The following is a 20664-nucleotide window of genomic DNA, read 5'->3' as shown; positions in this document are numbered from 1 at the left end:
GGTCACGCCGGAGTCGGGTCGTCCTCTCCGGCGGTGAGGCCGTCCCCGCCCATGAGGTCGTCGTCGATGAGGTCGTCCCCACCCGTGAGGTCGGTCCGGCCCGCGGTCAGCAGCTCATGGGCGTCCATGATCCGGTAGGCGTAGCCCTGTTCGGCGAGGAAGCGCTGGCGGTGGGCGGCGAAGTCCTGGTCGATGGTGTCCCGGGCGACGACCGAGTAGAAGCGGGCCTCGTGGCCGTCCGCCTTGGGGCGCAGGACCCGGCCCAGCCGCTGGGCCTCCTCCTGGCGGGAGCCGAAGGTGCCGGACACCTGGATCGCGACGGTGGCCTCCGGCAGGTCGATGGAGAAGTTGGCGACCTTGGACACCACCAGCACCGAGAGCTCGCCCTCGCGGAAGGCGTCGAAGAGCTTCTCGCGCTGGGCGTTGCTCGTCTCGCCCTTGATCACCGGGGCGTCGAGGTGCTCGCCCAGTTCGTCGAGCTGGTCGATGTACTGCCCGATGACCAGCGTCTGCTCGCCCGCGTGCCGCCGGACCAGCGCCTCGGTCACCCGCTGCTTGCTGTCCGTGGTGGCACAGAAGCGGTACTTCTCCTCCGATTCGGCCGTGGCGTACGCCAGCCGCTCCGCGTCGGTCAGGTCCACCCGCACCTCGACGCAGTCCGCCGGTGCGATGTACCCCTGGGCCTCGATCTCCTTCCAGGGGGCGTCGAACCGCTTGGGTCCGATCAGGGAGAAGACGTCCGACTCCCGGCCGTCCTCCCGCACCAGGGTCGCGGTCAGCCCGAGCCGCCGCCGGGCCTGGAGATCGGCGGTGAACTTGAAGACCGGCGCGGGCAGCAGGTGCACCTCGTCGTAGACGATCAGGCCCCAGTCCCGGGAGTCGAACAGCTCCAGGTGCGGGTAGACGCCCTTCCGCTTGGTCGTCAGCACCTGGTACGTGGCGATGGTGACCGGCCGGATCTCCTTCCTCGTCCCGCTGTACTCGCCGACCTCGTCCTCGGTCAGGGACGTCCGCTTCACCAGCTCGTGCTTCCACTGCCGGGCCGAGACGGTGTTGGTGACCAGGATCAGCGTGGTCGCCTTGGCCCGTGCCATCGCCCCCGCGCCCACCAGCGTCTTGCCGGCGCCGCAGGGCAGCACCACGACGCCGGAGCCGCCGTGCCAGAAGCCCTCCACGGCCTGCGCCTGGTACGGGCGCAGCGCCCAGCCGTCCTCCGCCAGCTCGATCGGGTGCGCCTCGCCGTCCACGTAACCGGCCAGGTCCTCGGCCGGCCAGCCCAGCTTCAGCAGCGTCTGCTTGATCTGCCCGCGCTCCGAGGGGTGCACCACGACCGTGTCCGGGTCGATCCGCGCGCCGACCAGCGGCTGCACCTTCTTGGAGCGGAGGATCTCCTCCAGTACGGGGCGGTCGGTGGTGGAGAGCACCAGGCCGTGCGCGGGGTGCTTGGTGAGTGTCAGCCGCCCGTACCGCGACATCGTCTCGGCGATGTCGACGAGCAGCGCATGCGGCACCGGGTACCGCGAGAACTGCACCAGCGCGTCCACGACCTGCTCGGCGTCATGGCCGGCGGCCCGCGCGTTCCACAGGCCGAGCGGGGTCACCCGGTAGGTGTGGATGTGCTCGGGCGCCCGCTCCAGTTCGGCGAAGGGCGCGATGGCCCGCCGGCAGGCGTCCGCCTGCTCGTGGTCCACCTCCAGCAGCAGCGTCTTGTCGCTCTGGACGATCAAGCAGGACACACATACCTCCGTTGATGGGATCGCGCAGGTGACAGACACCGTTCCAGCTCAGGTGCGGGCCAGCCCCGTGCCCGACGCCGCGAGGGCGCCTCGGCCGGCGCGCCCGGAATGCGCGCCGCTCTCTATGGTCGCCCATCGCGCGAAACAGGGGGACCACTTCCCCGCAGCGGCCGCGCGGGGCCCGCGAGGAGCGGGGCGCGGCGCGCGGTGCCGGACGGCTGATCGGCGACCGGGGGATGCGCCGGTCAGACGGCGTCGTCGGCCAGTTCCGCGACGCCGGTGATCCGGTGGAGGGGGTAGGTGCGGATCTCGTCGGAGGTGTGGTCGTAGGCCGTGACGTAGCCGCCCTCGACGCGGACGGGGGCGATCACCCGCTGGCTGGCCGCGCCGTCGGCGTTGACATAGCCGATCCAGACGGGGGAGCCGGTGAGGACCGCGGCCTGCATGGTGGCCAGGGTCTCGGCGGAGGTGGTGCGGGGCAGGGCGCCCGGGGTCCGGGGCGGGCCGTCGTCGCCGGCCGCCGGTGTGGTGGGGTGCGGGCCGGCCTCCGGGGCCGGCTTGCGCGCGGCGGTGGCGGCGAGGTCGCCGGCGCGGATGGCGCGGACCGCGGCCGTGAGGAGGGTGGGGTCGGGCGGCGGCGGACCGTCGGGGGCCGGGGCCGGGGCCGTACGGGGCGGGGTGCGGTAGGTGTCGGCGCGGACGAGAAGGACGTCGCCGGCGGCGGACTCCGCGGCCGGGGCGTAGCCCATCGCCCGCAGCCCGTCGAGGAGTTGGTCCGGGGCGGACTGGGCCGCGAGCACGGTCGGGGCCAGCCGGCGCAGGCGCAGGGCGGCGGCGCGGCGGTCGGCGAGGATCTCCGAGAGCAGCGCGTCGTCGTCGCAGCGGACGTAGGCGGTGGCCGCGCCGACCCGCAACTGGCCGTGTCTGCGGGCCACATCGTCGATGAGGTACGCGAGCGGCTGGGGGACCGGGGTGCGCGAGTGGGTGGTCAGGAACTCCTGGAGCTCGGCGGCGGACCGGCCGCTGTCCAGGGCGCGGCGCACCGAGGCCGGGGTGAAGCGGTAGACCGTGGCGCCGCCCTTGGACTCGATGTCGGCGAGCATGCCGAGCGCCTCGGCGAGCGGACGGCGCAGCGGGCCGGGGGCGACGGCGGTCAGGTCGGCCTGGAGCAGGACGTGGTCGAGCGGCTCGGGGAGCAGCGGGGCGAGCAGGGCCGCGGCGCGGCCGGCGGCAAGGGTCGCCTCGGCGGGGGTGAGCGGGAGGAACGGGGCGGCTTCCGCGGGCGGCTCCGCGCGCAGGGCCCCGTCCGCGCCGAGGAGGGCGCGGCCGTGGGCGGCGAGCGCGCCGCGGCCGGTCACGCCCAGCAACTCGGCCTCGGTGAGCGTCCATTGGGCGAGCCGGGAGCGCAGGTCCTCGGCGGGGGCGGGGCCGGCTGGGGCGTCCGCGGGCGCGGCCGCCGACGCCGGGGCGGCCGGTGCGGCGGCCCGCAGGGGGCGTTCCCAGCGCAGCCGGGACAGCAGCGCCGGCTCCGGGACGGAGGTGCCGGGCGGGAGGGTGGCCAGCAACGTCAGCGCGCGGTGGCGGACTTCGGGGGCCGGGGAGCGGTCGAGGTGCGCGCCGAGGGCGGCCAGCGCCCGGCCCTTGGCGTCGGCGGAGCCGACCAGGCCGGGGGTGCGGGTGGCGGGCAGCCAGGCGGCGACCAGGGTCGCCCAGCGCTCGTGGTCGGGCAGGTGGAGCCAGTCCTCGGCGGCCGGGGTGGTGGCGTAGCGCTCGTCGGCCTCGCCGTCGGAGGCGATCAGCCCGGCCGCGTAGGCGAGTTCGAGCCAGAAGGCGGCGAGCTGCTCGGTGGTGTCCAGGGCGGTCGCGGTCCGTCTGAGGTCGCGGATGCTCAGGCCGCCGGCGCGCAGGACGGGCGGGCCGCCGAGGTCCCACTCCTTGAGCAGCTCCTCGACGGTGGCCAGCGCGGTGAACGCCTGGCTCGCGGCGGCGTTGTCCACAAGCTGTGGATCGCGGGCGGTGACCGGGTCGAGGGCGGGCGGCTGCGGCTCGGGGACGCGGTGCGCGCGCCCGGCGCGCAGGTGCAGCGCGGCTTCCCTGGGCAGGACGACGTTGCGGGCGCCGACCGGGAGCAGCAGACCGCGGTCGAGCAGCCACGTCAGAGGGGCGGCCGGCCGGTCGGTGACCGCCCCGTAGGGCGGGCCCCACACCAGCTTGTCCAGGACGGCGACGGCCTCGGCGGGCGCGGCGTCCAGCAGCGCGGCCATCCGGGCGCGGTCGCAGAAGAGGTCGGTGAGGGCGGCGACCGCGGACACCGGGTCGTGGGTGGCGGGCAGGCCGGCCGCGACCAGCAGTTCCTGGAGCCGGCCGGGCGACATCCCGGCGGTGGCCTCGGCGACGGTCGGGCCCAGACCGGTCGGCGAGGGGCGGGTGGGACTCGGGGCGAGCAGTTCCCGGGCGGTGCGCACCGGCCGCAGCCGGTCGTCCGGGCCCCACACCAGCGCCTGGGCGCGCAGCGCCGCCACCGCCCGGGGCAGCGCGGCGGCGACCGCCTCGTCGCCGGCGTCCCCGGCCATCAGCGCCGCCAGCGTCGCGTACGGGCACGGGTCCGGTGCGACCGCCAGCGCCTCGGCGGTCTGCAGGGCGAAGGTGTCCAGCCGCTCCACCGCCCGGACCACCGACGCCCGGGTGCCGGCCCGGGTGGCCAGCTGCGTCAGATCGCCCGGCACCGGGTTGAGCAGGTCGGGCCGGGCCCGCAGCAGCTCCGTGAGCCCGTCGTCGGAACGGGTCCTGAGCTCCTCGGCGAGGGTGCGGGGGGTAGCGGTGGTCATTCGTCCTACGTTAGCCGGGCGGGGGTGGCGGCGGGAGCAGGCCAGGGGAGCGGATCGGGGTGCGACGGCGGCGGGGACCGGTGGCGGTGCCGGGCCACGCGGTACCGTCGGGGCAGCAACCAGCGCACGCCGCAGGGGATTTCGTGGGGATCGAGAGCGAGCAGCTCGTCTTTGACTATCTGAGCCGGGTGGGCGACCTGGCCCAGCAGCGGGGGCTGCCGTCCGGCGCCCGGATGCGGCTGGTGGCCTCGCTGCGGGCCCGGATCGACGCGCAGAAGGCCGACCAGAAGGCCGATTCGGTGCCCGGTGTGAAACGGATGCTGGCCCGGCTGGGGACGCCGGAGGCGGTGGTGCAGGCCGCGGCCGACGAGGCGGGTGCGGCCGGCGCGGAGGGCGGCGGCGCGCCCGCGCCCCGGCCGGCCCCGCCGGTCGCCGCCCCCGTGGAGCCGGACCGCCCCGCGCAGTGGACCGCCCGCGAGAAGCTCGGCGGGCTGCTCGGCAAGGTGCCGGCGCCGCGCGACGGGGACGCGGCGGAGCCGGGCGGCCGCCGGCCGGTGTTCCTCAAGAAGCGCGCCGACCCGCCGGCCGACCCGCCCCCGCCGGCCGCCGCGCCGCCCCATCTGGCCACCGCCGACGAACTGGGGGACGCCGAGGACCCGCCCGACTGGTGGCGGGTGGAGGCCGCGCCCTACGGGGCGGAGTCCCTGCCCTTCGCGGCGGAGGACGCGGTGCCCGGATTCGTCGGCGGCATCGAGATCCCGGAGGTCTGGGAGCGGCCGGAGGACGACGACAAGGACGCGGACGGCAAGGGCGCGAAGGGCACGAAGGGCGCGGGCAAGGACGCGGCGTCGCCGGGGAAGGACGGCGGCAAGGACGGCGGGCGGCTCCTGCCGGCCCTGGTGCGGCGGACGCTGGGGGTGCGGCGGCCGCCGGCCCCGGCCGAGCCCGAGGCCGGCGCGGAGCCCGCGGCGGACGCGGCGCAGAAGCCGGCGCCGGTGCCGCTGCGGGCGTGGCTCAGCCCGGTGCTGACGCTGGCGGTGCTGCTGCTGGTGGCCGGTGCGGTGCTGGGCTCCTGGCTGGCGCTGATCGGCGGCTGGGGGCTGGCCTACGTCTCGCACCGGCTCAGCCGCAAGGAGGCCAAGTTCGCGGCGCTGGGCGTGCCCGGTCTCGTCGTCGGCAGCCTGGTCGTCTGGTTCTGGGGCCGCTACGACGGGCGTTGGGGCGACCGGATCGCCCCGGGGCACCTGGGGCCGGAGCTCCTCGCCGGCCTCCCGGTCGCGGCGCGGGTGGCGGCGGTCGCCTCGGCGCTGTTCCTGCTGTGGCGGATGCGGCGGTCGCCGGCGGAGTGAGGCGGGCCGGGCGCGCCGGCGCCTGACGTCCCGGCACGGTGCGGGCGGAGGGCATCGGCCACCGCCCGCGTCGCCTCACTTCTTGGCCAGGCGCTGCTGGATCTCGTCGAGGACCTTGTCGGCGGCGGTGTAGCCGATGCCCTGGATCCAGAGCTGGTCGTCGACGCGCAGCGACCTGCCGTCCCTGACGGCCCGGAGGTTCTTCCAGAGGGGGCCGGTGGTGATCTGGGCCTCCTTGGACTTCTCGGGGCTGCCGTAGGTGGCGTAGAAGACGATGTTGGCGTCGGCCTTGGTGATCTGCTCGGGGCTGACCTCGACCATCAGGCCGTCCCGGGCGTCGTCGACGACGGAGGTGGGGCCGGTGCCGATGTCGTCGAGGACGGTGCCGATATAGCTCTGGCAGCCGTAGACGCGGGTGTCGGCGCCCTCGACGAAGCGGACGACGTTGGTGCGCAGGGCGCGGACCGTGGCGGGGCCGCCGAGGGACCTGGTGACCCGCTCGGCGTGCGCGGCGTACGCGGCGACGGTGCGCTGGGCCTCGGGGATCTTGTTCAGCGCGGCGGCGTGGACGGCGAAGTTCTGCTTCCACGGATAGCCGGTGGACTCGGTCATGACGGTCGGCGCGATCTTGCTGAGTTCGGCGTAGCGCTGACCGTCGCGGACCTTGTTGGTGAGGATCAGGTCCGGCTTGAGGGCGGCCACCGCCTCCAGGTTGGGGGCGCCGATCCTGCCGACGTCCTTGACGCCGGCGAGCGTGTCCTGGGGCAGGTAGTCCAGGAAGCCGGAGGCGACGTCGGAGCGGGTGGCGCCGACGGGGGTGACGCCCAGGGTGAGCGCGGAGTCCAGCTCGGCGGTGTCCAGGACGACGACGCGCTTGGGGGCGTCGGGGACCCGCACCTCGCCCATGGCGGTGCGGACCGGGTGGCTGCCGTCGCCCTTGGGGGCCGGCGCGGGCCAGCTGGTGGTGGGCTGCGCCGGGCAGTCGGCGGCCTTGAAGGTGCCGTCGGGGCCGGCGGCGGAGGCGCCGGAGTCGTCCTTCTCGCAGGCGGTGAGCAGCAGCGCGCCGGCGGCGACGGCGGCCGCGGCGGCCGTTGCGGTGGTGCGGCGGGACCGGCTGGCGGCTGCGGTGGAGCGGGACATGGCCTGTCCTTTCGGCTCGACGGCGGGGCGGTCGGCGGGGTGGGTGCCCCGGGGAGCGGTCGTCACCGCCGGGGGTTCCCTTCCCAGGGACGGCCCGGAACCACCAGGGGCGAGCCGGTCACCGGGTCCGGGACGACCACCGAGGCGAGGCCGAAGACCTCGTCGACGAGGTCGGCGGTGACGATCTCCGCGGGGCGGCCCTGGGCGACGACCCGGCCGGCCTTCATGGCCACCAGGTGATCGGCGTAGCGGGCGGCCTGGTTGAGGTCGTGCAGGACGGCGACGACGGTGCGGCCGCGCTCGTCGTTGAGCTGGCGCACCAGGTCCAGCACCTCCACCTGGTGGGCGATGTCCAGGTAGGTGGTCGGCTCGTCCAGCAGGAGCAGCTCGGTCTCCTGGGCCAGCGCCATGGCGATCCAGACCCGCTGGCGCTGGCCGCCGGACAGTTCGTCGACCGGACGGTCGGCCAGGGCCGCCACGCCGGTCCGCGCCATCGCCTCGGTGACCGCCCGTTCGTCCTGCGGGGACCACTGCTGCCACCAGCGCTGGTGCGGCTGGCGGCCGCGGGCCACCAGGTCGGCGACGGTGATCGCCTCCGGTGCGACCGGGGTCTGCGGGAGCAGGCCGAGCGACTGGGCGATCTTCCGGGTGGGGATGCGGGCCAGGTCCGTGCCGTCCAGGAGGACCGCGCCGCGGCGCGGCCGCAGCAGCCGCCCCAGGGCGCGCAACAGGGTCGACTTCCCACAGGCGTTGGGGCCGACGACGACGGTGACCGCGCCGTCCGGCACGTCCAGGTCCAGGCCCTCGACGACGGTGCGTTCCTCGTAGGAGAGGGTGAGGCCACGGGCCGTCAGACGGGCCGCGGCGGGCTCCTCCTGGGTGGGGGCGCCCGCCGGGGGCGCGGGCCGCGGGGTACCGGTCACGCTTGTCCTCCTGTGGCCCGGCCACGGGCCCGATGGCCCCTGACGATCAGCCAGATCAGATACGGGGCGCCGACCGCGGCGGTCAGCACGCCCACCGGCAGCTCGGTCGGCGCGAGCAGCTTGCGGGCGAGCAGGTCGCCGAGGACGACGACGACGGCGCCCAGCAGCGCCGAGCAGAACAACGGGATCTGCGCGGTCCGGGTCAGCCGGCGGGCGATCTGCGGGGCGAGCAGCGCCACGAAGTCCACCGGCCCGGCCGCCCCCGTCGCCATCGACGCCAGCGCCACCCCGACTGCCACCAACCCCAGGCGGGTGCGGCCCAGGTGGACGCCGAGCGCGGTCGCGGTGTCGTCGTCCAGGGAGACGGTCCGCTGGGCGCGCGCCGCCCACAGCACGGCCGGCAGCAGCACCAGCAGCGCCCCTCCCAGGGGCGCCGCCTCCGCCCAGCCGCGCCCGTTGAGCGAACCGGTCATCCACACCTGGGCCTGCTGGGCCACCAGGTAGTCGCCCTTGGTGAGGAACAGCTGGGTCACCGAGCGCAGCGCCACCGCGAAGCCGATGCCGATCAGCACGAAGCGGGTGGCGTGCAGCCCGCCGCGCCAGGCGAAGACGTAGACCAGGGCCGCCGCCAGCACCCCGCCGGCCACCGAGACGTACGGCAGCACCGCGGACGAGGTCACGCCGAAGGTCATCGCCCCGACCGTCACCGCCCCGGCCCCCTGGGTGACGCCGATGATGTCGGGGCTGGCGAGCGGATTGCGGGCCACCGTCTGGATCAGCCCGCCGGCCACCCCGAAGGCCGCGCCGACCAGCAGCCCGACCGCCATCCGCGGCAACCGCAGCGTGCCGACGACCAGTTGCTGTGCGGACGGCTCGCCCACCAGCACCTTGACGACCTCGGAGGGCGCCACCCAGCTCTCGCCGGCGCACAGGTACGCCACGCACACCGCGGCCAGCGCGGCGGTCAGCGCGGCGGCGACGACGGTGGCGCGGCGGTGCAGCAGGAGGGAGCCGCGGCCGGCCCGGACCAGCGCGTACCCGGCGGGGCGGACCGCCGCCGGGCGGGCGGCGCCGGCGACGGTCTCCGTACGGGCCGTCATGCCGCCACCGTCCGCCGCCGGACCAGGGTGACCAGGAACGGCACGCCGATCAGCGCGGTCATCACGCCGGCCGGGACCTCCGACGGCGGGAAGAGCACCCGACCGACGGTGTCCGCGACCAGGACGACGACCGGGCCGAGCAGCGCGGCCATCGGCAGCGCCCAGCGGTGCTCGGCGCCCACCAGCGCCCGGGCCAGATGCGGGACGGCCAGGCCGACGAAGGCGATCGGGCCGGCCGCCGCCACGCCCGCGCCGGTCAGCACCGTCGCGCCCAGCCCGCCCACGATCCGGACCGCGGCGACCTTCTGACCCAGCCCCCGGGCGACGTCCTCGCCGAGCGCCAGGGCGTCCAGACCGCGTGCCACCGACACCACCAGCACCGCGCCGACCAGCAGGAACGGCCAGATCTGGGCGGCCACCGCGGCGTCCCGGCCGGTCAGCGAACCGACCTGCCAGAACCGGAACTCGTCCAGCGCGGCGGCCTTGGTGGTCAGGATCGCCATCGAGACCGACACCAGCAGCGCGTTGATCGCGGCGCCGGAGAGCGCCAGCTTCACGGGGGTGGCGCCGCCCCGGCCGCGGGTGGCGATGCCGTAGACGACGACGGCGGCGACCCCGGCGCCGGCGAACGCGAACCAGACGTAGCCGGTCAGGGTGTGCACGCCGGCGAAGGCGATGGCGGCCACCACGGCGGCCGCGGCGCCCTGGCTGATGCCGAGGATGCCGGGGTCGGCGATCGGATTGCGGGTCAGGCCCTGCATGACGGTGCCGGCCATCGCCAGCGCGGCGCCGACCATCAGGCCGATCAGCGTGCGCGGCAGCCGCAGGTACCGCACGACCTGTGCGGCGTCGCCGCTGCCGCCGTGCACGAGGGCGTCGAACACCGCGGACGGCGCGAACGCGCGGCTGCCGACGGCGAGCGAGAAGACCACCGCGAGCAGCAGCGCCAGCACCGCCGCCACGGTCAGGCCGAGCCGCCGGCTCCGCTTCCGGTGCGTCACGGGCATGGCATCACGGCCGTCGGGTCCAATCGCGCGGAGTGCAGCTGTCGGTCTTACCCGCGGTCACCGACGGCCGCGGGTTAGGTAAGGCTAACGGTACGTTCCGGTCGTCGGGACGCGCAGGCACAATGGCAGGCATGGCTGCGCACCCCCTGACCGTCGGCTTCGACCTCGACATGACGTTGATCGACTCCCGCCCCGGAATCAAGGCCGCCTACGAGGCGCTCGCCGCCCGCACCGGCACCTACATCGACGCCGACGCCGCGGTGACCCGGCTCGGACCGCCGCTGGAGCTGGAGGTCCGCCGGTGGTTCCCCGAGGAGCGGGTGGCGGAGATCAGCGACCTGTACCGGGAGCTGTATCCGACGCACGCGGTCACGGGCACGCTCGCCATGCCCGGCGCCCGGGAGGCGATCGAGGCGGTGCACGCGGCCGGTGGCCGGGCCGTCGTCGTCACCGCCAAGTTCGAGCCCAACGCCAAGCTGCACCTGACCCACCTCGGCATCGCCGCGGACGCGGTCGTCGGCTCGCTGTGGGCGGAGGCCAAGGCCGAGGCGCTGCGCGCGCACGGCGCCCGGATCTACGTCGGCGACCACACCGGCGACGTGCGCGGCGCCCGGGCCGCCGGCGCGCTGTCCGTCGCGGTCGCCACCGGCCCGTGCGACGCCGCCGAACTGCGCGCGGCCGGCGCCCAGGTGCTGCTCGACGATCTGACGGATTTCCCGTCGTGGCTGGATCGTTACGTGGCCGATCCCGCTCGCTACCCCGCGGGCGGCGCCGACGGGGACGGGGCGGCGGCCGCCTCCGCCTGACGGCGCTGGGCGCCCACGGAGCGCACCACTCCGGCGCCCGCGATCAGGAAACCGGCGCCCATCAGCATGGACATCCAGTAGAACTCCCACGGCAGCGTCGGCGTACCGAGGAACAGCGGGAGCATCGTGGCGAGAGTGGCGAGCGCGCCAACAAGGAACACGATCGCGCCGATTCGGACCAGCAGATCCCCGGCGTGGGGCGTTTCATCAGACACCTGACCAGGGTAAGTCGGGGCCAGAGGCACTGGGATCCACCCGGCGACGTCTTGTCACCGGGCCCTGGACCATTAGCCTTGGGGTCGGCGGGCTCAGCGGCCCGCTGCACTGCTATCCAGACCCATTTTTCCTGCCCCGTCGCGGCGTCCCGCAGCGCCGGTGGCGGACCAGCCCACCATTTCCCGACGAGTACGAGGACGAGGACAGACGTGCCTACCGGCAAGGTCAAGTGGTTCAACAGCGAGAAGGGCTTCGGCTTTCTCTCCCGCGACGACGGCGGTGACGTCTTCGTACATTCGTCGGTGCTGCCTGACGGGGTCGATGCGCTCAAGCCGGGCCAGCGCGTCGAGTTCGGCGTCGTCGCAGGCCAGCGCGGTGACCAGGCACTGAGCGTCACCCTCCTCGACCCGACCCCCTCGGTCGCCGCGGCCCAGCGCCGCAAGCCCGACGAGCTCGCCTCGATCGTCCAGGACCTCACCACGCTGCTGGAGAACGTCACCCAGCAGCTGGAGCGCGGGCGCTACCCCGACAAGGCGCACGGCGGCAAGATCGCCGGCATGCTGCGGGCGGTCGCCGACCAGCTCGACGTCTGAGCCGGACCGCCCGCGCCCGGCGGGGCGGCGGGCGGCAGCGGCGGACCTCAGACGAACGTCAGCGCATCGCGGCCGAGGGGCGGTACGAGCCCCTCGGCCGCGGCGCGTGTGAGCAGCCCGCGCACCGCGGCGTAGCCGTCCTCGCCGAGGTCGGCGGTGAACTCGTTGACGTACAGCCCGATGTGCTGGTCGGTCACCTTCGGGTCCATCTCCTGGGCGTGCTCCAGGACGTAGGGACGGGAGGCCTCCGGGTCGTCCCAGGCCATCCGGACCGAGGTGCGGATCGCCTCCGCCAGCTCGCGCAGCACCGGCTCGCCCAGCGACCGCTTGGCGATGATCGCCCCCAGCGGGATCGGCAGCCCGGTGGTCCGCTCCCAGTGCTCGCCCATGTCCGCCAGGCAGTGCAGCCCGTAGTCCTGGTACGTGAAGCGGGCCTCGTGGATGACCAGGCCGGCGTCGACCTTGCCGTCCCGTACGGCCGGCATGATCTCGTGGAACGGCAGCACCACGATCTCGCCGATGCCGCCCGGCACCTCGGCCGCCAGCCACAGCCGGAACAGCAGGTAGGCGGTGGACCGCTCGCTGGGCACCGCGACCGTCTTCCCCGCCAGGTCCGCCGCCCCGCCCGGCTGACGGGTCAGCACCAGCGGGCCGCAGCCGCGTCCCAGCGCCCCGCCGCACGGCAGCAGCGCGTACTCCTCCAGCACCCACGGCAGCACCGCGTACGACACCTTCAGCACGTCCAGTTCGCCGCGCTCGGCCAGGCCGTTGGTGATGTCGATGTCGGCGAAGGTGACCGCCAGTTCGGGGGCGTCCGGGACCCGGCCGTGCGCCAGGGCGTCGAAGACGAAGGTGTCGTTCGGGCACGGCGAGTAGGCGATGGACAGCGGCCGGGTCATGGGGTCCTCCGGGGGGTGGGGGGCGGCGGCGCCGGAGCGGCCGGGGGCGTCGCCGTCGCACGGGCGCCCGTCACGGCTCCGGGGAACGTGCGGAAGGCGCCGGTCAGTGCGGCCAGGGCGGGGCCGATGCGCCAGGCGGCGCGGTCCCGGGGGCCGACCGCGTTGGAGATCGTGCGGATCTCCAGCACTGGCAGGCCGTGCGCGGCGGCCGCCTCGGCGACCCCGAAGCCCTCCATCGCCTCGGCCAGCACGCCGGGGTGACGCGCCGCCAGTTCGGCGGCGCGGGCGGCGCTGCCGGTGACCGTGGAGACGGTGACGACCGGTCCGGTCGCCCCGCCGGTCGCCGCGGCGACGGCCGCGACCAGTGCCGGGTCGGGCCGGTGCGCCACCGTCCCGAAGCCGAGCTCGGTGACCGGCACGAAGCCGTCGGGGGTCTCGGCCCCCAGGTCGGCGGCGATCAGTGCGTCCGCGACGACCACCGAACCCAGGGGTGCGGAGGGCGGGGGTCCCCCCGGCCGAGCAGAGTCGGGAGCGGGGGCGAAGCCGCCGCCGATTCCGGCCGACACCACCAGCTCGTACGGGGCGCCGGCCAGGGCGGCGGCGGTCAGCGCGGTGGCGGTGCCGGCGGCCGCGGCGGCCGGGCCGACGCCGGCGGCCAGCACGTCCGGAGCCGGCGACCCGGCGGGCGCGCGGTGCAGCGCGTAACCGCCGGGCAGCGCCGCGGGCCGGTAGCCGTCCGCGGCGGCGCACACCGCGTCGCGCTCCGCGGCCACCGCGGTGACGACCAGCGTCCGCATCAGACGCTCCGCACCGTGTGCCGGGCCCCGGCTCCCGCGCTCAGTGCGCTCAGTCCTTCTGCTTCAGGTTGACGTGCCACATGGCCACCGGGCCCTCGCCCGCGTTCTTGCCGGCCTGGGCGACCAGCAGGGTGACCTCGTCCAGGGAGCCGGTCTGGCCGGTCGCCGGGTTGGTCTGCTTGAAGAGGTCGTCCGCGTCGAAGGTGCGGTACGTCTCGGTGCTGGGGGCGCGCATCAGCGGCTGTGCGCCGATGACGAACCAGCCGGCCTTGGCCACCTCCGGGTCGACGCCCACCCGGACCTTCTCACCCGGGCGCACCGTGAGGGTGTCGCCGCCCTTCTTGGAGATGCACTCCTTGAGGGTCTTCTGGTCGAGGGACTTGCCGTCGCCGTCACAGCCGGGCGTCACCTCCGCCGTGACCGTCGTCGTGCCGACGGTCACGGTCGCCAGCGCGGTCGGCTGCTGGCAGGCGGACAGGGTGAGCAGGCCCAGGGTCACGGCACCGAGGGCGGCGGCGCGGCGGCCCTTGCCCCGGGAGATCAACGCAGCGGTCATACGGGCAGGCTATCGGGCGCCCCGCCGCGTGCCACGCGCGGGTGCGGCGCGCCGCTACCGGGCCCGCCGCACGCGCGCCCCACCAGGGCCTGTCGTCACCTCACCCGCGGCGCCGGCCGGCCGCCCCGCCGGCCCGCGTCGAGCAGCCCCCGCCCGGCCCCGGCCGCACCCGCCGCCACCAGGGCCGCGGCCACCGCCATCCCCAGCACCCCCACCAGCGGCAGCACGATCCCGAGTGCGCCGCCGACCACCCACGACAGCTGGAGCACCGTCTCGGACCGGGCGAACGCCGAGGTCCGCACCGCCTCCGGCACATCGCGCTGGATCATCGCGTCCAGCGACAGCTTCGCCAGCGCCTGGCACAGCCCGGCGACGGCCGCCGCCGCGGGCACCACCACGACCGCCAGCGCCTCGTAGCCCAGCGCCGCCAGCACCAGCGCGCCCAGGGCCAGCCCCAGCACCGCCGCGACGATCAGCTCCGGGGCGCGCGCCTTCAGCCCGGCGCCCACCGCCGTGCCCAGCGCGTTCCCGGCGCCGGCCGCCACCGCCACCAGCCCCAGGGACACCGCCGCACCCAGCCCGCCCAACGGGTGTTCGCGCAGCAGGAACGCCAGGAAGAAGGTGAGGAAGCCGGAGAGCGCGCGCAGCGAGGCGTTCGCCCGGAGGCCGTGCAGCACGGACGGGCCGACCGTCCGCAGCCCCGGCCGGGACCGCCGTCCGCCGCGGCCCGCGCCGCCCCGGGACGCCAGCTCGGCCCGGGCCTCGCCCCTTCCCGAATCGACCTTCGGCGGCAGCGAGAACGCCAGGAACCCCCCGGCCGTGAACACCGCGCACGCCCCGTACAGCGGCCAGGACGGCCCGATCAGATGCAGTCCGGCGCCCAGCGGCGCCGCCACCGCGGTCGCCAGCAGCCCCGCCAGCGTCACCCGGGAGTTCGCCCGCACCAGCGAGACCCGCGGGGGCAGCAGCCGCGGCACCACCGCGCTGCGCACCACCCCGTACGCCTTGGAGGCCACCAGCACCCCCAGCGCCTCCGGATACAGCTCCAGCCCGCCGCCGGCCACCGCCCTCGACAGCAGCAGCGCCAGCACCGCACGGGCCAGCATCGAGCCGGCCACCGCCGCCCGGCGGCCGTGCGGCACCCGGTCCAGCAGCGGTCCCACCACCGGCGCCAGCAGCGCGAACGGCGCCATGGTGACCAGCAGGTACAGCGCCACCCGCCCCCGCGCCTCGTGCGCGGGCACCGAGAAGAACACCGTCGAGGCCAGCGCGATCGTGATCATCATGTCGCCCGCGGCGTTCACCGCGTGCAACTCGATCAGCTGCGCCAGTCCCGATTCCCCCGCGCCCTGCGCATGGGTGGCCCGCCGCAGCCCCCGGCCCGCGCCGGTCAGCGACCGGTGCACCGCGCGCCCGGCCGCCCGGCCCGCCCGGCGGGCCCTGGACCCCCTCGACGACCTGACGGCAGCCACTCGGCCATAGTGCCCCAACTCGCCCCGGACGAGGTGATTTCTCCCCCCTGCGGGGCGGGGCCCACCCGGTTCCCGGGGTGCGCGCCCCGGCACGCCCCAGGTCACCCCCGGAGGAGATTTGCTCCTCCCGCCGAGGGGTCGTGCAGCGTTGAAGGGGTAGCGTGTTCCAAAGCGCCACCGGCGGTCCGTTCCGGCCGCGTACCTCATTTCCCTGTGATCCCGCAGAATAGGGCGTAAGAGGTGCGCTCGACCGAACGATCCAGCTGGGCGCGGACGTCGACGCGGTCCCCAGGTCCGCTCCGCCCGCCCCGGTTCCCGCCGGTCGTCCGGACAGGACCAGGACAGCTCCGGCTGGCGCGCTCGTGAGACGGCGTGGAAGAGAGAATCGATTCTTGTGAGTGCTGCGATGCGAAGCCGTACCCCTGACCGCCTGTGCGCCGAGGCGATCGACCTCGCCCGCGCCGCGGCCGAAGAGGTCGGGGCGCCCGGCATGGTCGGCGACCACATCACCGCCGTCGCCGAGGGGGACCGCGTCGTCACCCACCTCTTCGACTGCCGGGAGCCCGGATACCGCGGCTGGCGCTTCGCCGTCACCGTCGCCCGCGCCTCCCGCGCCAAGGTCGTGACCCTGGACGAGTCGGTCCTGCTGCCCGGCCCCGACGCCCTGCTGGCCCCCGAATGGGTCCCCTGGAGCGAGCGGCTGCGCCCCGGCGACATGGGCCCCGGCGACCTGCTGCCCACCGAGGCCGACGACCTCCGCCTGGAGCCCGGCTACAGCGGCGAGGACACCCCGCCGCCGAACTCCCCGGTCGCCGAGGGCATGGCCGCCGACGTCGCCGACACCGAGGACGCGGACGTCGTCCCCGGCTCGCCCGCGCTCCAGCCGGCGGCGGCCCGCGGCAGCATCTCCGCGGTCGCCGAGGAGCTGGGCATGGCCCGCGCCCGGGTGCTGTCCCGCTACGGCCTGCACGCCGCAGCAGACCGCTGGGAGGAGTCCTTCGGCCCCAAGACCCCGATGGCCCAGGCGGCCCCCGCCACCTGCGTGAGCTGCGCTTTCCTCACGCCGATGGCCGGCTCCCTGCGGCAGGCGTTCGGTGTCTGCGCCAACGAGTTCTCGCCGGCGGACGGCCGCGTCGTCTCGCTGTCGTACGGGTGCGGGGCGCACTCGGAGGCCGCCGTCATGCCGAAGCCGCCGAAGCCGGCGTTGCCGGTTCTCGACGAGACGGTCGTCGAACCCGTCGCCATCCGTCCGGCCGCGGACGGGGGGTCCGTCGAGGATGGCGGGCCGGCCGAGGAGCTCGGTCACAGCTAGTCGCTTGCCGCTGGGCTGGCCTCCCACGTTGTCGGCTTTCCCGCCGTGGGGGTTCGCACCTTTCCGCCTTCGGCGGGGTGGTTTGTTGGGCGGGGTGTCTTCTCGCGCTCTGCTCGTGGTGGTGCCGGGGGCCTGCGGGGCGGGCCTCCGGTGCCTGTGTCGTGGACTGCTGCGCTTTACGTCCACGACACAGGCACCTCCGGCCCGCCCCGCAGGCCCCCTCCCGTAGCGGTCCCGGCTCCCGCCCGGTGGGGGTGAGGACTTCCGGGCCGTCGTGGTGCCCCTGTAGCCAGAAGCGCGGGTCGAGCGTGCGTACCCAGGGCCCAGGTCTTTTCTTCCCCCAAGGGGCGGGGCCGGGCGACGGCGGGAGAGTGTGGGGTGTTCGGGGTGGGTGTGCGGACGTAAAGCGCAGCAGTCCGCACACCCACCCCGAAGGCCCCACGCCCGTCACCCCACCCACCAGCGGCCCCACCCCGCAAACCCCCTGCCCCGGCAGCAACCCACACGGCGGGAAAGCCGACAACGTGGGGGTACCGTCGGGACAGAACCGCTCTGACGAGGGAGACGAGAAACGTGGCAGGTATGCCGTGGGTGCGGGGCGCGGACGACGGCGCCGACCCGTTCGGTACGGCCCGGTTGCGGCGCGGTGTGCTGGATTCCTGGGCGGCCTCGCCGGCCCGGTTCCGGGAGGACGCCAACGCCGAGGAGGACCTCGCGCTCGGCGGCTACCGCGACCGGCTCGCCGTGGAACTGGCGCAGAACGCGGCGGACGCGGCGGCCCGGGCGGGTGTCCGCGGCCGGCTGCGGCTGACCCTGCACGCCGCTGACGGCGGTGCGCCGGCGGTGCTCGTCGCCTCCAACACCGGTGCCCCGCTGGACGCCACCGGCGTCGAGTCGCTCTCCACGCTGCGCGCCTCCGCGAAGCGGGAGAGCAGCGCGGCGGCCGGTGCGGTCGGCCGGTTCGGCGTCGGGTTCGCCGCGGTGCTGGCGGTCAGCGACGAACCGGCGCTGGTGGGCCGCACCGGCGGCGTCCGCTGGTCGCTCGCCGAGGCCCGGGAGCTGGCCGAGGCGGTGGCCGCGCACAGCCCCGGGCTGGGCGGTGAACTCCGCCGCCGGGAGGGCCACGTACCGCTGCTGCGGCTGCCGTTGCCCGCGGAGGGCACCGCGCCGGAGGGGTACGACACCGCGGTGGTGCTGCCGCTGCGCGACGGTGCCGCGCAGGACCTCGCCGAGCGGCTGCTGGCCGGGATCGACGCGGCGCTGCTGCTGACCCTGCCGGGGCTGGCCGAGGTGGTGGTGGAGACGCCGGAGGGGGCCGCCCGGACGCTCACGCGGCGTCAGGACGGTGCGTACGTCCTGATCGAGGACAGTGAGCGGGGCGCCACGCGGTGGCGGGTGGCGACCGGCGGCGGCCCGCTGGATCCGGCGCTGCTGGCGGACCGTCCGGTGGAGGAGAGGCTGCGGCCGTCCTGGTCGGTGACCTGGGCGGTGCCGGTGGACGGGGCGGGGGCGCCGGCGTTGCCGGGCACCGCGCCGGTGCTGCACGCGCCGACCCCGACCGACGAGCCCCTGGGGCTTCCTGCGCTGCTCATCGCCTCGTTCCCGTTGGAGCCGACCCGGCGGCACGTCGCCCCGGGGCCGCTCGCGGACTTCCTGGTGGAGCGGGCGGCGGCCGCGTACGCGGGGCTGATCGGCGACTGGCAGCCGGTGTCGGTGGGCACCCTGGACCTCGTCCCGGGGCCGTTGGGCAAGGGCTGGCTGGACGGTGAACTGCGGCGGCAGGTGCTGGAGTTGCTGCCGCGGGTGCGGTTCCTGCCGAGCGCGGCGGCCGGCGGCGCGGCCGCCCGGGCCGCCGAGTGGGACGAGGGCGAGGACGGCGAGCGGTACGTCCTGCGGCCGGTGGACGCGGAGTTGGCGGAGGGCGCGGGCGCGGCGACCGTCGCGGTGCTCTCCGAGCTGTTCCCCAGTCTGCTGCCGGCCGGGCTCGAACGGCGTTCGGAGCTGCGGGCGTTGGGCGTGGGCCGGGTGCCGCTGACCGAGGTGATCGACCGGCTGGCGGGTGTGGAGCGGTCGCCGGAGTGGTGGTGGCGGCTCTACGACGCGCTGGCCGGCACCGACCCGGACCGGCTCAGCGGCCTCCCGGTGCCGCTGGCGGGCACCGGGCGGACCGTCGTCGGGCCGCGCCAGGTGCTGCTGCCGCTGCCCGACGGCCCGGAGGGGGCCGGCGGCGAGGCCGCGGACCGGCACCGCATGCTGACCCGGCTCGGCCTCAAGATCGCCCACCCGGACGCCGTGCACCCGCTCCTGGAGAAGCTGGGCGCCACCCAGGCCTCCCCGCGCGCCGTGCTGACGACCCCTCAGGTGCGGGCCGCGGTCGCGGGCTCGCTGGACGCCGACGAGGACGCCTACGACGTCTTCGAGGACGAGCTGGCGCCGGGCGCCGGTGTGCCGCTGGGCGCCGAGGAGCTGGCGGAGACGGTCCTCGGGCTGGTCCGGGACGCCGATCTGGCGCCCGGCGACGAGCCCTGGCTGGCCGCGCTGGCGCTGCCCGACGAGGACGGCGAGCTGGCGCCGGCCGGCGAACTGGTGCTGCCCGGCAGCGACTTCGAGCAGGTCATCAGGGAGGACGAACTCGCCACCTGCGAGGCGGAGCTGGCGCAGCGGTGGGGGGAGCAGCCGCTCACCGCGGTGGGCGTGCTGGCCACCTTCGCGCTGGTGCGGGCCACCGACGTGGTGCTCGACCCGGACGAACTGGAGCCGCGCGAGGGCGACTTCCCCGAACCGGACGACGCCGGTCTGCTGGACGCCGTCGACGTGTGGTGCGAGGACATCCTCGACATGCTGCAGTCGGTGCAGCGGCCGCGAAGCGGTCTCGACGAGGGGTGGCGGTCGGGCGACGGGTGGGGGCCGGTGCCGCCGGTCGTCACCGAACTGGTCGCGGTCCGCGACCTCGACCTGGTCGCCGACGACGCCTGGCCGCAGGTCCTGGCGATGCTCTCCCAGCCGCCGCTGCGGGACGCGCTGACCGCGCCGGTGCGGGTGCTGCTGCCGGACGGGACCACGGAGTCGGTGCGTCCGTACACCGCGTGGTGGCTGCGCGGCCATCCGGTGCTGGACGGGCGGCGTCCCGCCGGGCTGCGCGCGGCGGGCGGCGACCCGTTGCTGGCCGGCCTGTACGAGGCGGCGGACGCGGGGCAGGTCGACGCCCAGGTGCTGCGCGCCCTCGGCGTGCGGACGTCGGTCGGCGCGCTGCTCGACGAGCCCGGCGGCGCGGCCGAGTTGCTGTCCCGCCTCGCCGACCCGGACCACCGGGTGGGGATCGGGCAACTCCATGCCCTCTACGGCCTGTTGGCCGACCTCGACCCGGACCAGGTGACGCTCCCCGACGAGCTGCGGGCCGTCGTCGACGGCGAGGCTCGGGTGGTGGACGCGGCGGACGCGCTGGTCGCCGACGCCCCGGACCTGATGCCGCTGGCGGGCGGCCGTGCGCTGCTGCCGGTGCGGCCGGCCCGGGCCGCGGAGCTGGCCGAGCTGTTCCAGGTGCGGCGGCTGAGCGAGGCGGTCGCGGCGGAGGTCCGTTCCGAGGGTGTGCCGCACGACGTCCCCGAGGAGGTGCGGGCGCTGCTCGGCCCGGCCGCCCCCGCGTCGTACGTCGAACACGAGGAACTGCTGGTCGACGGGCCCGACGGCGGCGCCGAGCTGGACTGGCGGTGGGCCCCGGACGGCACCCTGCACGCCGCGACGCTGGAGGGCGTGGCGGCCGGGCTGGCCTGGGCGGCCGGGCAGTGGCCCCGCCGTTTCGAGGTCGCGGCGCTGCTGGAGGACCCGGAGCGGGGCGACGAACTGGCCCGGGCGCGCTGGTTCGACTGAGGTCGGTGCCCCGCGGGGCGCAGGCCGGCCGAGCGGTTCCGGTGGAGGCGGTCGTCGGGC

The 20664-nt window shown here is 75.9% G+C and carries 16 protein-coding genes; 5 read left to right on the top strand and 11 right to left on the bottom strand.

From position 1 onward, the window contains the following. Window positions 1–2 precede the first annotated feature (2 nt). Together ACIQE0_RS04765 and ACIQE0_RS04760 are read right to left on the bottom strand one after the other, a co-directional pair. Window positions 3–1736, bottom strand: a complete 1734-nt coding sequence (locus ACIQE0_RS04765; RefSeq protein ID WP_402329075.1) for a DNA repair helicase XPB — start codon at window positions 1734–1736, stop codon at window positions 3–5. Window positions 1737–1981: 245 nt separating this feature from the next. After that, on the bottom strand, window positions 1982–4564 hold the full coding sequence (locus tag ACIQE0_RS04760) for a helicase-associated domain-containing protein (RefSeq protein ID WP_402329073.1): 2583 nt from the start codon (window positions 4562–4564) through the stop codon (window positions 1982–1984). 143 nt (window positions 4565–4707) lie between these two features. Here ACIQE0_RS04760 and ACIQE0_RS04755 point away from each other — a divergent pair, with 143 nt between their 5' ends. Next, window positions 4708–5913, top strand: a complete 1206-nt coding sequence (locus tag ACIQE0_RS04755; RefSeq protein WP_402329071.1) for a hypothetical protein — start codon at window positions 4708–4710, stop codon at window positions 5911–5913. A gap of 75 nt (window positions 5914–5988) precedes the next feature. Here ACIQE0_RS04755 and ACIQE0_RS04750 read toward each other — a convergent pair whose 3' ends face one another. From ACIQE0_RS04750 to ACIQE0_RS04735, 4 genes are all read right to left on the bottom strand, one after another. Continuing rightward, window positions 5989–7053 carry an ABC transporter substrate-binding protein gene (locus tag ACIQE0_RS04750; protein ID WP_402329256.1) on the bottom strand — a complete coding sequence of 355 codons (1065 nt, stop codon included), beginning with the start codon at window positions 7051–7053 and terminating at the stop codon, window positions 5989–5991. 62 nt (window positions 7054–7115) lie between these two features. Next, a complete protein-coding gene (locus tag ACIQE0_RS04745; RefSeq protein WP_366332363.1) occupies window positions 7116–7976 on the bottom strand; it encodes an ABC transporter ATP-binding protein in 861 nt (286 codons plus the stop codon). Further along, window positions 7973–9076: a FecCD family ABC transporter permease gene (locus tag ACIQE0_RS04740; protein ID WP_402329069.1), complete on the bottom strand. Its 1104-nt coding sequence runs from the start codon at window positions 9074–9076 to the stop codon at window positions 7973–7975. Before ACIQE0_RS04740 ends, ACIQE0_RS04745 begins: the two co-directional genes overlap by 4 nt. Continuing rightward, entirely contained in the window at window positions 9073–10083 is a 1011-nt protein-coding gene (locus ACIQE0_RS04735) for a FecCD family ABC transporter permease (protein WP_384100406.1), read from the bottom strand. The genes ACIQE0_RS04740 and ACIQE0_RS04735 overlap by 4 nt, the downstream gene beginning before the upstream one ends. Window positions 10084–10214: 131 nt before the next feature. Here ACIQE0_RS04735 and ACIQE0_RS04730 point away from each other — a divergent pair, with 131 nt between their 5' ends. Further along, a complete protein-coding gene (locus ACIQE0_RS04730; RefSeq protein ID WP_402329067.1) occupies window positions 10215–10889 on the top strand; it encodes an HAD family hydrolase in 675 nt (224 codons plus the stop codon). Here ACIQE0_RS04730 and ACIQE0_RS04725 read toward each other — a convergent pair. After that, complete coding sequence (locus tag ACIQE0_RS04725; protein ID WP_366332367.1) at window positions 10838–11104, bottom strand: hypothetical protein; 267 nt, start codon at window positions 11102–11104, stop codon at window positions 10838–10840. The genes ACIQE0_RS04730 and ACIQE0_RS04725 overlap by 52 nt on opposite strands. Before the next feature lie 210 nt (window positions 11105–11314). Between ACIQE0_RS04725 and ACIQE0_RS04720 the strand changes: the two genes are divergently transcribed. Further along, complete coding sequence (locus tag ACIQE0_RS04720) at window positions 11315–11698, top strand: cold-shock protein (protein WP_366332368.1); 384 nt, start codon at window positions 11315–11317, stop codon at window positions 11696–11698. A gap of 47 nt (window positions 11699–11745) precedes the next feature. Here the strand turns inward: ACIQE0_RS04720 and ACIQE0_RS04715 are convergent, their stop codons facing one another. The 4 genes from ACIQE0_RS04715 to ACIQE0_RS04700 all read right to left on the bottom strand — a co-directional run bounded on the left by ACIQE0_RS04715 (window position 11746) and on the right by ACIQE0_RS04700 (window position 15422). Continuing rightward, entirely contained in the window at window positions 11746–12597 is an 852-nt protein-coding gene (locus ACIQE0_RS04715) for a 1,4-dihydroxy-6-naphthoate synthase (protein WP_366332369.1), read from the bottom strand. Next, window positions 12594–13394 (bottom strand): futalosine hydrolase, encoded by an 801-nt coding sequence (locus tag ACIQE0_RS04710; RefSeq protein ID WP_402329064.1) that lies wholly within the window; start codon window positions 13392–13394, stop codon window positions 12594–12596. The genes ACIQE0_RS04715 and ACIQE0_RS04710 overlap by 4 nt, the downstream gene beginning before the upstream one ends. 49 nt (window positions 13395–13443) lie before the next feature. Then, window positions 13444–13950: a hypothetical protein gene (locus ACIQE0_RS04705; RefSeq protein WP_366332371.1), complete on the bottom strand. Its 507-nt coding sequence runs from the start codon at window positions 13948–13950 to the stop codon at window positions 13444–13446. A gap of 95 nt (window positions 13951–14045) precedes the next feature. Then, a complete protein-coding gene (locus ACIQE0_RS04700; RefSeq protein WP_402329062.1) occupies window positions 14046–15422 on the bottom strand; it encodes an MFS transporter in 1377 nt (458 codons plus the stop codon). A gap of 406 nt (window positions 15423–15828) precedes the next feature. On the opposite strand from ACIQE0_RS04700, the gene ACIQE0_RS04695 reads away from it, so the two are divergent. Together ACIQE0_RS04695 and ACIQE0_RS04690 are read left to right on the top strand one after the other, a co-directional pair. Then, window positions 15829–16734 carry a DUF3027 domain-containing protein gene (locus ACIQE0_RS04695; protein ID WP_366332373.1) on the top strand — a complete coding sequence of 302 codons (906 nt, stop codon included), beginning with the start codon at window positions 15829–15831 and terminating at the stop codon, window positions 16732–16734. Window positions 16735–17316: 582 nt separating this feature from the next. Further along, the gene (locus tag ACIQE0_RS04690) at window positions 17317–20604 is read left to right on the top strand and encodes a sacsin N-terminal ATP-binding-like domain-containing protein (protein WP_402329254.1); all 3288 of its coding nucleotides are present in this window, start codon (window positions 17317–17319) and stop codon (window positions 20602–20604) included. Window positions 20605–20664: the final 60 nt, after the last annotated feature.

The organism is Streptomyces sp. NPDC093097 (genome assembly GCF_044754325.1).
GTDB lineage: Bacteria > Actinomycetota > Actinomycetes > Streptomycetales > Streptomycetaceae > Streptomyces.
This window is presented reverse-complemented; position numbering and strand designations above follow the sequence as displayed.